12 protein-coding genes are annotated in these 13,087 nt (G+C 65.5%); 5 read left to right on the forward strand and 7 right to left on the reverse strand.

Annotation, left to right across the window (positions count from 1 at the left end; translation table 11 throughout):
• Positions 1-42 precede the first annotated feature (42 nt).
• The gene (locus tag J0I42_RS04725) at positions 43-951 is read right to left on the reverse strand and encodes an inositol monophosphatase family protein (protein ID WP_291653270.1); all 909 of its coding nucleotides are present in this window, start codon (positions 949-951) and stop codon (positions 43-45) included.
• Between the two features lie 25 nt (positions 952-976).
• On the opposite strand from J0I42_RS04725, the gene J0I42_RS04730 reads away from it, so the two are divergent.
• Complete coding sequence (locus J0I42_RS04730; protein WP_291653271.1) at positions 977-1,753, forward strand: DeoR/GlpR family DNA-binding transcription regulator; 777 nt, start codon at positions 977-979, stop codon at positions 1,751-1,753.
• 52 nt (positions 1,754-1,805) lie between these two features.
• Here the strand turns inward: J0I42_RS04730 and J0I42_RS04735 are convergent, their stop codons facing one another.
• The 6 genes from J0I42_RS04735 to J0I42_RS04760 all read right to left on the reverse strand — a co-directional run bounded on the left by J0I42_RS04735 (position 1,806) and on the right by J0I42_RS04760 (position 8,015).
• Positions 1,806-2,807 (reverse strand): 4-hydroxyproline epimerase, encoded by a 1,002-nt coding sequence (locus tag J0I42_RS04735; RefSeq protein WP_291653273.1) that lies wholly within the window; start codon positions 2,805-2,807, stop codon positions 1,806-1,808.
• A 10-nt stretch (positions 2,808-2,817) separates the two neighbouring features.
• Positions 2,818-4,059 carry an NAD(P)/FAD-dependent oxidoreductase gene (locus tag J0I42_RS04740; protein WP_291653275.1) on the reverse strand — a complete coding sequence of 414 codons (1,242 nt, stop codon included), beginning with the start codon at positions 4,057-4,059 and terminating at the stop codon, positions 2,818-2,820.
• Positions 4,060-4,181: 122 nt separating this feature from the next.
• Positions 4,182-5,141 (reverse strand): dihydrodipicolinate synthase family protein, encoded by a 960-nt coding sequence (locus J0I42_RS04745; protein ID WP_291653277.1) that lies wholly within the window; start codon positions 5,139-5,141, stop codon positions 4,182-4,184.
• Positions 5,142-5,259: 118 nt separating this feature from the next.
• Positions 5,260-5,970, reverse strand: coding sequence for a GntR family transcriptional regulator (locus tag J0I42_RS04750; protein ID WP_291653279.1), 711 nt, complete (start codon positions 5,968-5,970; stop codon positions 5,260-5,262).
• Between the two features lie 189 nt (positions 5,971-6,159).
• Entirely contained in the window at positions 6,160-6,936 is a 777-nt protein-coding gene (locus J0I42_RS04755; RefSeq protein ID WP_291653281.1) for a transporter substrate-binding domain-containing protein, read from the reverse strand.
• 2 nt (positions 6,937-6,938) lie between these two features.
• Positions 6,939-8,015: an isocitrate/isopropylmalate dehydrogenase family protein gene (locus J0I42_RS04760; RefSeq protein WP_291653283.1), complete on the reverse strand. Its 1,077-nt coding sequence runs from the start codon at positions 8,013-8,015 to the stop codon at positions 6,939-6,941.
• A gap of 140 nt (positions 8,016-8,155) precedes the next feature.
• On the opposite strand from J0I42_RS04760, the gene J0I42_RS04765 reads away from it, so the two are divergent.
• From J0I42_RS04765 to J0I42_RS04780, 4 genes are all read left to right on the forward strand, one after another.
• Entirely contained in the window at positions 8,156-9,070 is a 915-nt protein-coding gene (locus tag J0I42_RS04765; RefSeq protein WP_291653285.1) for a GntR family transcriptional regulator, read from the forward strand.
• A 131-nt stretch (positions 9,071-9,201) separates the two neighbouring features.
• Positions 9,202-10,311, forward strand: a complete 1,110-nt coding sequence (locus J0I42_RS04770; protein WP_291653287.1) for an ABC transporter substrate-binding protein — start codon at positions 9,202-9,204, stop codon at positions 10,309-10,311.
• A 25-nt stretch (positions 10,312-10,336) separates the two neighbouring features.
• Complete coding sequence (locus J0I42_RS04775) at positions 10,337-12,022, forward strand: ABC transporter permease (RefSeq protein WP_366509792.1); 1,686 nt, start codon at positions 10,337-10,339, stop codon at positions 12,020-12,022.
• On the forward strand, positions 12,015-13,082 hold the full coding sequence (locus J0I42_RS04780) for an ABC transporter ATP-binding protein (protein ID WP_291653288.1): 1,068 nt from the start codon (positions 12,015-12,017) through the stop codon (positions 13,080-13,082). The genes J0I42_RS04775 and J0I42_RS04780 overlap by 8 nt, the downstream gene beginning before the upstream one ends.
• The last annotated feature ends 5 nt before the right edge of the window (positions 13,083-13,087 follow it).

Raw genomic sequence — 13,087 nt, forward strand, 5'->3', positions numbered from 1 at the left:
GGCGGATCGGCGCCGTCTCGGAGCGGGTGTTCCATAGTCGGCTTAGCGCTTCATCGCGGTCTCGACGAGTCCCAGCATCTCGCGGTGGCGGGCGGGATCGCCCGCCGCCATGATGCGTTTGCCCGTCTCGTGGGTGATCGCCTGCCCTTCCCAATCGGTGATCACGCCGCCGGCGCCTTCGATGATCGGACGGAAGGGCGCGAAGTCCCAGAGCTTCAATCGCGTGTCGAAGGCAGCATCGATGCGCCCGCTCGCGAGCAGGCCGAAGCTCATGCAGGCGCCGCCCCAGATTCGCCAGGCCGTGGCGGCGCGCATGGTGTTGAGCGCCGGGGTCTCTTCGGCATCGAAGAAATCAGGATTGCTGGCCGAGAGGATGGCCTCACTGAGGGCACCGCAGGCGCGCGTGCGACAGCGGGCTTCATTATGCGTGGTCGGGCGGCCCTTGACCCCGATCCAGCGATCTCCCGTGATGGGGTGGTCGATGACGCCAAGGATCGGTTCGCCCTCCCGCATCAGAGCGATCAGGGTGCCGTAGACGGGCAGGCCGGCGATGAAGGCGGCGGTGCCGTCGATCGGATCGAGTACCCACACGAGGTCGGCGTCGCCGGCGGAGGGAGCTTCTTCCTCACCGATGATGCCGTGGCTCGGAAAGCGGTCAGCCAGCATCTCGCGCATGCGTCGCTCGATGCGGGCGTCAAGCGCGGTGACGAAGCTCTTGTCGGGTTTGATTTCGACGTCGGGGCGTACGGTTGCCGCCTCGCGCAGGATTGCACCGCTCTCCACGGTAAGCTGGAGGGCGAAGGCCAGCCACTCGTCCTCATTGCTCCCGGCGTGCATTCGCCATCTCCGCTCTTTCTGGAGGCGGCTTAGCATTTGTGGATATATGTGACAATGTGTATTTATGTGTAATTCGTTCAGGCCCTGGTTGTGTGTCGGCACGCGCGATGCCAAGAGCGTTTCGGAGGAGGCGACGCATATGTGGCAAGGCGACAGAAAGCAGCGCATCGGCACGCTTCTCGAGACGTTCGGCAGTGTTTCGGTCGAGCGGCTTGCCCAGGAATTCGGTGTCTCGAACGAGTCGATCCGCCGCGATCTCGTTGCCATGGAACGGGACGGCAGGTTGCGGCGAATCCATGGCGGGGCTGTCAGCCTTCCCCGTGAGCAGGATGCATCCTACGGAGCCCGTTCGACTGTCCGGCTGCAGGAAAAGCAGGCGATCGCACTGGCCGCGCTGGCTCTGATCAAAAGCGGCCAGACGCTGTTCCTCGACGGCGGAACCACGACCGCAGCCCTGGCCGAGGAACTGAAGAGCGTTCCCGAGCTCAATATCCTGACGAACTCGCTGCAGGTTGCGACGAGCATGGCCTCGACCCAGCAGAGGATGGGCAGCCGCGTCTTCCTGCTCGGCGGCGCCATTGTGCATGAGCCGCCGGAGACCGGTGGCGCATCCACGATCAACGACATCTACCGCTTCAAGGCCGATCTGGCTCTGCTCTCACCCTTCGGCGTCGACGTGGATGGCGCGGCGACCAATTTCTTCGAGCACACTGCCGAGATCGCCCGGGCCATGGTCGCTAATTCGGCCGGTGTCGTCCTGATCGCCGACCATTCCAAGATCGGCGTCACGAGCCGCGTCCGCTTCTGCGAGCTCGATCGGGTTTCCGCGATTGTGACCGACAGGAAGGCGAGGCGATTGCCGGCTCTGGCCGCACTTTCGAACGTCGTCGGGCGCGTGATCGTTGCCGATGCTTAGAGCGCCCGGCCGAAACGCGCTCCGTCGAGGTTGAGCGGGCCTCCGAGGCGCGTCACACCACGACGAAGCCGTGGGCGAAGGGGTCACGGTCGTCGATGAAGATGGTGTTGTAGCCGGTCATCCGGGCCCAGCCGGCGATCGAGGGGATGATCGCGGGGCGGTTCGCCACCGTCGTCGCAGCCTCGACGCGGCCCTTGAACAGCGAGCCGATGATCGATTCATGCACGAACTCGTCGCCGACCGCGAGCTTGCCCTTGGCGGCGAGCTGGGCCATGCGGGCCGAGGTGCCGGTGCCGCAGGGCGAACGGTCGATCGCCTTGTCGCCGTAGAACACGGCGTTGCGGGCGTGAGCCTCCGGCTTCGTCGCCTTGCCGGTCCACTGGATATGGCTGAGACCCTGGATCTCGGGGTGCTCGGGATGGACGAATTCGTATTTCTTGTTCAGCGCGGTGCGCAGCTTCGGCGACCAGCGGACCAGTTCGCCGGCGGTATGGTCGGCCATGTCGCGGAAGTTCTTCTGGGGCTCGACGATCGCGTAGAAATTGCCGCCGTAGGCGACGTCGACGACGATCTCGCCGAGACCCTCGACCTCGGCCGTCAGGCCTTCGGCGTAGAGGAAGCCCGGTACGTTGGTCAGGCGGACCTCTTCGACGAAGCGGCCTTCCTGGCGGTAGCTGATATCGACCTTGCCGGCGGGTGCGTCGATCGAGAGCTTGCCGGGCTCGCGCGGGGTGATCAGCCCGTTCTCGATGCCCATGGTGATGGTGCCGATCGTGCCGTGGCCGCACATCGGCAGGCAGCCCGAGGTCTCGATGAACAGCACGGCGACATCACAATCGGGGCGGGTCGGCGGATAGAGGATCGAGCCCGACATCATGTCGTGGCCGCGCGGCTCGAACATCAGGCCGGTGCGGATCCAGTCGAATTCACGCAGGAAATGCGCGCGCTTCTCCAGCATGTTCGCGCCTTCGAGGCGCGGACCACCGCCGGAGACGAGACGCACCGGATTGCCGCAGGTATGGCCGTCGATGCAGGAGAAGGTGTGGCTGGCCATGGTCCGACTCTCAGAAGCGCTGCGGTGAGAAGGAAGCGATGTCGATGGCCGGCGGCCGATCCGTCAAGAGGTCGGCGACCAGGCGGGCGGTGCCGGCCGATTGCGTCAGGCCGAGATGGCCGTGTCCGAAGGCGTAGACCACGCGGGCCGAAGCCCGCGCCCGGCCGATCGCCGGCAGGCTGTCCGGCAGCGAGGGGCGGAAGCCCATCCACGGCGTGCCCTCGTCCGGCTTGAGGCCGGGCAGGAAGGCGCGAGCCTTGGCCAACATCGCCTCCGAGCGGCGGAAATTCGGGGGCAGGTCGAGCCCGCCGAGTTCGACGGCGCCGCCGACCCGGATGCCGGTCGACAGCCGGCTGACGACGAAGCCATGGCCGCCGAAGGTGACCTGCGTGCGCAGGTCGAAGGCCCCGAGCGGAAGCGTCGTGTTGTAGCCGCGCTCGGTTTCGAGAGGGATGCGTTCGCCAAGGCTCTTGGCTATGCGATGAGAGAAGGCGCCGGCGGCCAGCACGACCCGTGCGGCCTGCCGTGTCCGGCCGTCACGGTCATGGATCGTGATGCTGTCGCCCACCAACTGCAGGCGTTCGACCTCCAGCCGTTCGATCGTGCCACCCCGGGCGTGAAAATGTTCGGCGAGCGCGATCGTATAGTCCTGCGGGTCGGCGATCGAATACCAGCCGGGGGTGAAGGTGCCGTGGGTGAAGCGTGGAGCCAGGCCGGGCTGGATCGCAGCCATGCCGGCAGCGTCGAGATGGCGGAATTCGATGCCGTGTTCCTCGCGCGCCCGCCAGCCGGGGAGGGAGGCCTTCAGTTCGGCCTCGCTTTCATAGACCTGGAGATTGCCGTCCTTGCGCAGCATGGCGAACGTACCGGTCTCGCGCAGGAAGGGTTCCAGCTCAGCCTTCGACAAGTCCATTAGGGCGGTCTGCGCCGCTGTCGAATGGGCGACGCGGGCCGGCGAGCAGGCTCGCCAGAAGCGGAACATCCAGGGGGTGATCCTGAGGGCATAGGCCGGCGGCACCGAGAGAGGCCCGAGCGGATCGATCAGCCATTTCGGCGCCTTGCGCAGGATGCCGGGCGAGGCGAGCGGCAGGATGTCGGTGAAGGCGAAGGCACCGGCATTGCCGGCGGAAGCGCCCGCAGCCGGCCCGGCCCTGTCCAGTACGACGACCGAAAGGCCGCGCCCCTGCGCCGCGATCGCGGCGGAAAGGCCGACCACGCCGGCGCCTATGACGATGACATCTGGAGTGGCCATCAGCGGGTGCGCTTCGCGGGTGCGTGCTGCAGGTTAAACCCGAACCGGTAACCGGCCGGTGACATCAGCAAGGGGCTTGCCGCCGCGCGACGGAAGGGGTGTCCGCCGCGCGGAGCCTACGTTCAGGCCGCCTGCTTGCGGGCGACGTTGGCCTTTGTCCAGTCGGCATACCAGGCGTCGAACAGCTTGAGCTGGGCCTCGGCATAACCGCGCTGGCTGTCGCTCAGCCCATCGCTCTCGTTGAAATGCAGCGCGTATTCCTTGTCGCCCTTCAGCACCATCATGTGCTTGTAGAAGAGGACGAGATCCGGGCCCTCGTCGAAGGAGGAGAGCACCGCGAGCGCCTGTTCCAGTTCCTGCGCCTGGCGGCGGGCCTCGGCATCGCCGGCGGCTGCGGCCTCCGACAGACGGCAGAGATGGAGTACCTCCTTCGGCAGCACGTTGCCGATGCCGGTGATCGCGCCGGTCGCGCCGCAGTTGACGTAACCGTGGAACACGGTCGTATCGACCCCGATCATCAGAGAGACGTCATCATCGCGGCTGGTGATGTTCTCCGCCGCATAGCGCAGGTCGGCGGCGCCGCCGAACTCCTTGAAGCCGACAAGGTTGGGGTGCTCGGAGCGGAGCGCGAAAAACAGGTCGGCGCGGGTGGCGAAGCCGTAATAGGGGCTGTTGTAGATCACCGCCGGGAGCTCTGGCGCGGCCGCGAGGATCGCCTTGAAATGAGCTTTCTGGGCGGCGATGACCGAGCCCCGCGACAGAATGCGCGGGATCACCATCAGGCCCTTGGCCCCAACCTTCCGGGCATGGGCGGCATGGGCGACAGCGGTGGCGGTGTTCACCGCGCCGGTGCCGACGATCACCGGGACGCCGGCCTTCACCAGCCGCTCGACGCCTTCCATGCGCTGGGCGTCCGTCAGGAGGGGCCAGTCGCCCATCGAGCCGCAATAGACAACCGCGGACATGCCGGTGGCGATCAGTTCCTTGCCCTTGCGCACCAGCGCGTCGAAATCGGGCGTGCGGTCCGTCTTGCAAGGGGTCATCAGGGCGGGGATCACGCCTGAGAAAATCTGGGCCTTCATCTCGCTCTCCTTCTGGCTGCCGTTCCTGCGGAGACCTCGCCACTGCTGCGGCGCGCCCCTCCCGCAACTGATATAGCGGTTTGCATATTATTTGTCGACAAGAACCCGACGGCAATTTTCACAAGGAGATGTCAAGCCGCTCTTTACCGATCATAAGCTTTTGAATTTGCTGAACGATTTGCTCAGCGTGAGCCTTGCCGAGGCGATCGGCCAAGGCGGTGTCACGTGCTATGATTGCGGCGACCATCGCTTCGTGTTCGTCGACGAATTGTTGCGGCAGCCGGTCGTCATAGGACTGGTAATAGAGCCGCAGGAAGCGCCGGCCTTCGTCGAGGAGGCGGCTGAACAGGCTGTTGAAATAGGGATTGCGTCCGGCCTCCGCGATGGCGGCATGGAAGGCCGCGTTGGTCGCGATCATCGCCAGCGCATCCTGCGCCTTCACCGCGGCGGCAAATTCGCCCTGCCGGGCGCGGATCACTTCGAGGTCTTCCGGACGCCGGTTCCGGGCCGCGAGCTGGGTCGTCACCCGATACATCAGGGTCAGCGCGTCGAAAAACGGTGACATGTTGAGGAAGTCGAGATTGGCCACCATCGTCGAGCGGTTCGGCAGCGTGTCGATCAATCCTTCGCCGGCCAGCCTGACCAGAGCCTCGCGGATCGGAGTGCGCGACATCTGAAAGCGTTCGGCGAGCTGGACCTCGTCGATCGGGCTGCCCGGTTGCAGCGCGAGATCGAGGATTTCGTCACGCAGCAGATCGTAGACGAATTTCACGCCCGAGCCGCGCTTTCGCTCCGGGACGGCGACGGCCTTGGTCTTGGTAGCTTTCATGGGAATCCTCTTGTCGACAAGAGGATTACGGGTGGCACGGCGCTTGATCAATCGGTTAGCGAGGGGAGGGCGATGATGATCGCCCTTTCGCGTTCAATCGGGCGGACCGCCGGCGCAGGTGATCCGGCCCTCGCGAGCCGGCACCGAGTACCGCAGGGCCAAAGACAAACGAGCCCGGCCTCCCGCCGATCAATTGCCTTGTTCCAACCCTGCGACGGAGAGACCGGTGACGCCGTGCCTCGCAATCAATTGCGCGACGATGCCGCTTGCGATGGCGGCCGCGACGAAGCTCCTGAGGTAGTCGAGGGCGATGCCGGAGGCCTTGGGCGTGCCGAGCGCCTGCTGGACAGCCATGAAGCGGCCGGGGAGCATGCGCGAGCCCGGCAGCGTCTTCTCGTCCTCGATCAGTTTCGGCCTGAGGCCTGCCAGCGCATCGAGCTTCCGGTCGACGAAATGCCGGTAGGCGCCGTCGAAGCCGGTCCCGGTCACCAATTCGGCAGCCTGGATATTCCGCTCGAGCCAGAGGCCGTAGGCCGTGCGGGCGGCGACCGCGATGCGTCGTCCGGGACGGTCGACCTCCGCTGCGGATTGCAGCGGAGAGCCCGGCGGCACCAGATAAGTCGCTTCGATCTCGGTATAGGCCGGCGTGAAGTCGATCACGGCGGCGCGCTGCGGCTCGGCGCCGATGAGGGCGACATCCCATTCGTCGCGCTCCGCGGCATCCGCGAGCGGGCCGGGCGATTCATAGGGAACGTATTTCAGCGGCAGGCCGAGGCATGCGGCCAGGATTGCCGCCATGTCGGGTGAGACGCCAGCCGGGTCGCCATCCGCCGTGCGGCTGGAGACCAGCAGGAAATTCGACAGGTTGATGCCGGCTCGCAGCACGCCATGGCGTGACAGCGCCCGGCGTACCGCGTCGGGCGGCGTGCCGATGATCGAGAGGATCTGCCGGGTTTCCTCGTTCATCGTCAGGCCGTCCGCAGGGTCTCGGCGACGAGCGCGCCGAAACGCATCGTACCGGTCTTGCCGCCGAGATCGGGGGTGCGGGAGGCGGGGTCGGTCAACACGGTGTCGATAGCCTTGTCGATTGCATGGAAAGCCTGTTCGAAGGCGGGCAGCTTCCGCTTTTCGCCGAGCCACTGCAACAGCATGCCGCAGGACAGGATCATCGAGACGGGATTGGCCTTGTCCTGGTTCTGGATATCGGGAGCCGAGCCGTGCTGGGCCTGGGCGCAGCAATGGGTGTCGCTCGCCATCATCGAGCCGGCGAGACCGAGGCTGCCTGACAGTTCGCTGGCGAGGTCCGAGATGATGTCACCGTAGAAATTCGTGGCGCAGATCACGTCGAAACGCTCGGGATTGCGGACGAGATGGGCAGTCGAGGCGTCGATCAGGAGGTCGTCGAGCTGCACATCGGGGAACTCGGCGGCGACCTTGCGGACCTCACGCAGGAACAGGCCGTCGGTCTGGTGGAAGCTGTTGACCTTGTGGACGGCGGTGACCTTCCTGCGGCGCTTGGCGGCAAGTTCGAAGGCGCGCCGGGCGATGCGGTTCGAGCAATGCGCGGTGATCTTGCGCAGCGAGATCGCCATGTCCGGCGAGGGCATCAATTCAGCCCAGCCGAGATGCATGTTGCGATCGGGATAGAAGCCCTCGGTCGCCTCGCGCATGATGACGAGGTCCATGGTCTTGCCGGGCTTCATGTTCGACTCGATGAAGGGGCGCGTCCGGGCCGGGCGGACATTGGCATAGAGATCGAGGCCGATGCGGAAGCCGGCGGAGACATTGCGTCCGCCCTTCTCCGGCGCGGGATAATCGGCATGGGATTGGGTGCCGAGGATGACGCCGTCGAACTCGTTGCGGGCGCGGTCGAGCACGCTCTCGCGCAGGGTCGTGCCGTGCTTCTCCAGGCTCTTGAAGCCGACATCGTCATACTCGAAGCCGAGGCCGAGGCCGAAGCGATCGCTGGCGACCTCAAGCACCGCCATTGAAGCGGAGATGATCTCGGGGCCGATGCCGTCGCAGGGCAGGACGAGGATCTTCATTTTGGTCTTGCTCCGGCACAGGATATTTCCAGAATTGGCTATTGCATTATATAAAACCAAATATGGGTCAAGATGGTGCCGCACGATTTGCCATCACCCGCACGACCTGCGATCACTCGCGTATCTCAACGGCGCCAGACATGCCCCATAGCCCCCTCGCTCTTCGCATCGCCAACGACATCATCGCGCGCATCGGCATGGGTGAGTTCGGTACGGGCTCGCATCTGGCGACCGAGGCGCTGGCCAGGCGCTTCGAGGTCTCGCGCTCGCCGGTCCGCGAGGCGTTGGCTATCCTCTGTGACCGGGGCGTCATCGAGAACCGGCGCAATCGCGGCTTCTTCGTGCTGCCGAGTGCGGGGTGCAAGGCCGGCGAAACGGGGCTGGAGCCCGTCGACGCCCATGAAGGCGACCCCTATTACGGGCTGGCGGAAGACTGGCTGAAGGACCGGATCGGTGCCGACCAGACCGAGCAGGCGATCCGGGACCGCTACAACCTGACGCGCTCGCAGGCGCAGGACCTGCTGTCGCGCGCAGCCCGCGAAGGCTGGGCCGAGCCGAAGCCGGGCTATGGCTGGAAGTTGCGACAGGTCGCCAAGACCGCTGAGGCCTTCGAGGAAATCTATCGTTTCCGGGCGGTCATCGAGCCGGCTGCCCTGCTTGAGCCGAGCTTTCGCTTCGACCGGACGGTTGCAGCGTCGCTGCGCCGAACGCAGGAGCGCCTGGCCTCGGGGGACCTTGGGGGATTGGCGCCCGCGGCGATGACGGCGGCCGGTGCCGAATTTCACGAAGGCATCATCAGGATGGCCGGCAATCCGATGTTCTTCTACGCGCTGGAGCGCGCCAACCAGTTGCGGCGACTGGCGGAATATCGGCTCAAGGTGAACCCGCAGCGCATCGCGGTGCAGAGCTGCGAGCATTTGCAGATTCTCGACCTTCTCGCCAAGGGCGACAATCTGGAGGCGGCCCATCTGATGCGCAGGCATCTCAGCGGGGCACTCGCCTCGAAATCGCCGGTCGTGCATCCGCGGGCCGATGACGCAGGACGCGCCGCTTAGGCCCTGCACAAGCTCATGAGGATGACAGTTTTTGGGGGGCCAGGATCTGCGTTTTGTGGTTAGTGGTTTTATGGCTTGATAAAACCAATTGTGACCTTTAGGCTCCCGAGTAACGATAAGCAGTGGGAGGAATGGATATGATCGATCGGCGACAATTCATGCTGGCTTCGGCCGCAAGCGTCGGGGCTCTGGCGGGTAGTCTGCCGGCTCGGGCCGAGGGCGTGCCTGCGGGTTATCCCGCAGATTACAAGGCGATACTGGACAAGGCCCGGACCGAAGGCGTCGTCTCGGTCTATACCTCGACCGACGATGTGCAGGGGCGTCCGATCGTCGAGGCGTTCCAGAAGGCCTATCCCGGCATCCGCGTCGATTACAACGACCTCGGCACCAACGGCGCCTATAACCGCATCATTTCGGAAGCTGCCGCCAAGCAGGTCGGCTCCGACGTGGTCTGGACCTCGGCAATGGACCTGCAGATGGTCCTCGTGCAGAAGGGGCTCGCCGAAGCCTACAAGTCGCCGGAGATGAGCCATCTGCCGGGCTGGGCCAATTTCAGCGATACGCTCTACGGCACCACGGTGGAGCCGGTCGGCATCCTCTACAACAAGGCACAGCTCGCCTCGCTCAAGCTGCCGCAGACCCGGGCTGAACTGCTCGCCTTCATGCGCGACAACAAGGAGGCGTTGAAGGGCAAGCTCGCCACCTTCGATCCGGAGAAGAGCGGCACGGGCTTCCTGTTCTTCAGCAACGACGCCAGGACCCGGCCGGACACGTTCGAGCTCGTGAAGGCGTTCGGCGCGACCGAGGGCAAGACCTATGGCAGCTCGGGTGCGATGCGCGAGAAGATCGTCTCGGGAGAGCACTGGCTCGCCTTCAACGTCATCGGCTCCTACGCCATCGAATGGGCCGCGAAGAACCCGGCGCTCGGCTATGTTCTGACCTCGGATTACACCGCCGCCTTCTCGCGCGTGGCCAATCTCTCGAAAGGTGCGCCGCATCCCAATGCGGCCCGGCTGTTCCTCGACTTCCTGCTCAGTGCCGCCGGCCAGTCGGCCCTGGCCTCGGCAGGGGCGCCATCGATCCGCACCGACGTCACCAGCGGCCTGAACCTGACCAGGCTCGGCGAAATGGCGAAGGGCAACCTGAAGCCGATCCCGGTCACCGCCGCTCTGCTGGAGGCGACCGAGCCCAAGAACCGCGCCGATTTCTTCCGCCGCTGGAAGGAGGCGCTGCGCGGCTGAGCCGCGCAGCTCCCCGGGGGATCCGATGTCGCTTGCAGCCCAGGCCCCGCGCTTCAGAGCCACGGTGATCCTGACATTGTTCGCGATGGTCGCGGCTCCGGCCGCGCTCATCATCTACCAGAGCTTCCTGAGTGCCCCGTTCTTCGACGAGAGCGCGCGCTTAAGCCTCGACGCCTATGATTTCATCCTGACGGATCCCGAATTCTACCGGGCTCTCTGGACGACGACGCTCTACGCTGTCGGCATGGTGGTCGTAGCGGTGCCGCTCGGCGGTCTGCTCGCCTTCCTGATCACGCGCACCGATCTCAAGGGGCGGGGCTGGCTGGAGCCTCTCGTGCTGGTGCCGATGTTCCTGTCCTCGATCGTGCTGGCCTTCGGCTATACCGTGGCGATCGGGCCGTCCGGCTTCGTCACGATCGCATTTCGAAGCCTTTTCGGCTCGGCGCCGTGGAGCATCTACACGCTGCCCGGCATCATCCTGATCGGCGGCCTGAGCCATGTCCCGACCGTCTATCTCTATGTGGCGTCGGCGATGCGCCGCCTGCCGAGCGACCTCGAGGAGGCAGCCCGTACGGCAGGTGCGAGTGTCTGGCGCGTTTCGATCGACGTGACGCTGCCGATGGTGCTGCCGGCGCTGGTCTTCAGCGCGGCGCTCAACCTGCTGCTCGGCTTCGAGACCTTCGGCATCCCGCTCGTGCTCGGCGATCCCAACGGCATCCTCGTACTCACCACCTATATCTACAAGGTCAACACGATCTTCGGCGCGCCGACCTATCAGGTCATGGCGGCGGTGACGGTGTTCCTGATCCTGATCACGCTGCCGCTGGTCTTCGTCCAGCGCCGCCTGCTGCGCCATGCCCGCCGCTTCGCTGCGGTCGGCGGCAAGGGCGCACGCACCAATCTCCTCAAGCTCGGCGGCACGGGACAGGCCATCGCGCTCTCGATCATCGGTTTGTGGCTGCTGGTTTCGGTCGCTCTGCCGGTCGGCGGCGTGATCCTGCGCGCCTTCGTCGAGAACTGGGGCGAGGGCGTCCGCCTGAGCGAGCAATTGACGCTGGCGAATTTCCAGCGGGTGTTCGAATTACCGAGCCTGTCGCGCGGCATCCTCAACACGATCCTGCTGGCGGCGATCGGCGGCGCGCTTGCGGTCGCATTCTATCTGCTCGTCGGCCTCGCCGGCCATCGCAACCATGGCAGGACCGGTACGCTGCTCGACTATTCGGTGCTGCTTCCGCGGGCTCTGCCGGGGCTGATCGTTGGTCTCGCCTTCTTCTGGCTGTTCCTGTTCGTGCCCTTCCTGGTGCCGCTGCGCACGACGCTGTTCAGCCTGCTGATCGCCTATATCATCGTCGGTCTGTCCTATGGCCTGCGCATCATTCAGGCGACGCTGCTGCAGGTGGCTCCGGAACTGGAGGAATCGGCGCGCACCGCCGGCGCCACCACCTTCCGCACCTGGCGGGACGTGGTGATCCCCCTAGTGCGGCCGGGGCTCGCCGGCGCCTGGGCGATGATCATGATCGTCTTCCTGCGCGAATACGCCACCGGCGTCTATCTGATGGGCGCGGGAACCGAGGTGATCGGCTCGCTGATGGTGTCGCTGCTGACCTCCGGGGCGATGGACCAGATCGCCGCGCTCTCCTTCATCTCGATCCTGCTGACCGCGATCGGCCTGACGCTGGCCATGCGGCTGGGAGCCAAGATCCATGACTGACCTCGTCGTCGACAATGTCCAGAAATGGCTGGGCGGCCTGCAGATCCTCTCCGGTGCGAGCTTCACCGCCGAGAAGGGCCGGATCGTCGCGCTGCTCGGCGCCTCCGGTAGCGGCAAGACCACGCTGCTGCGCTGCATCGCGGGGCTGGAGCAGCCCGAGATCGGCGTCATCAGGATCGGCGGCACCACCGTCCTCGACGACAAGGGAAAAGTCGCCCTGCCGCCGGAGCAGCGCCAGATCGGGCTCGTCTTCCAGTCCTATGCGCTCTGGCCGCATCGCACCGTGTTCGAGAACGTCGCTTATGGGCTGAAGCTGCGGAAGGCTTCAGCGACGGATATCAAGACGAGGGTCGAGGCCATCCTGGAGAAGCTCGGCCTCGGGCATCTCGCGGCGCGTTATCCCGACCAGCTCTCCGGAGGCCAACAGCAGCGCGTCGCGATCTGCCGGGCGCTGGTCTACGAGCCCAAGGTGCTGCTGCTCGACGAGCCGCTGTCCAATCTCGACGCCAAATTGCGCGAGGAGGCGCGGTTCTGGATCCGCAAGCTGATCCTCGATCTCAAGATCTGCGCGATCATGGTCACGCATGATCAGGCCGAGGCGCTGGCCATCGCCGACCAGGTGTTGTTGCTCAAGGGCGGCAGTATCGTCCAGTCCGGGACGCCGCTCGACATCTACAGCCGGCCCGAGACCTTCTATGCCGCCGATTTCATGGGCACGAACAACGTGCTGAGTGGCCGGCTGGTCGGTACGCCCGGCGGCGATGCCGCCATCGATTGTGCCGGGCTGTCCCTGCCGGGCACCTGGAAGGACCGGGCGGCGCCGGCCGATCCTGATGCCGTGCGCGCGGTGATCCGGATGGAGGCGATCTCCGTCTCGCCGGAGCCGAGCGCCGGGAGTGCCTCGTTCGATGTCGAGGGCTGCATCTATCTCGGCGAGAAATGGGAATACCGCCTGAAGCGCGGCGACTTGCGCCTGCGGGCGCAAGGTCACGAGCCGCTGAGCGCCGCGGTCGCGCATTGCCGGATTCCGGCCTCGGCGACCTGGCTCTACAATCCCTGAGGCGA

The sequence above is a fragment of the Allobosea sp. genome (assembly GCF_017308015.1).
GTDB lineage: Bacteria > Pseudomonadota > Alphaproteobacteria > Rhizobiales > Beijerinckiaceae > Allobosea.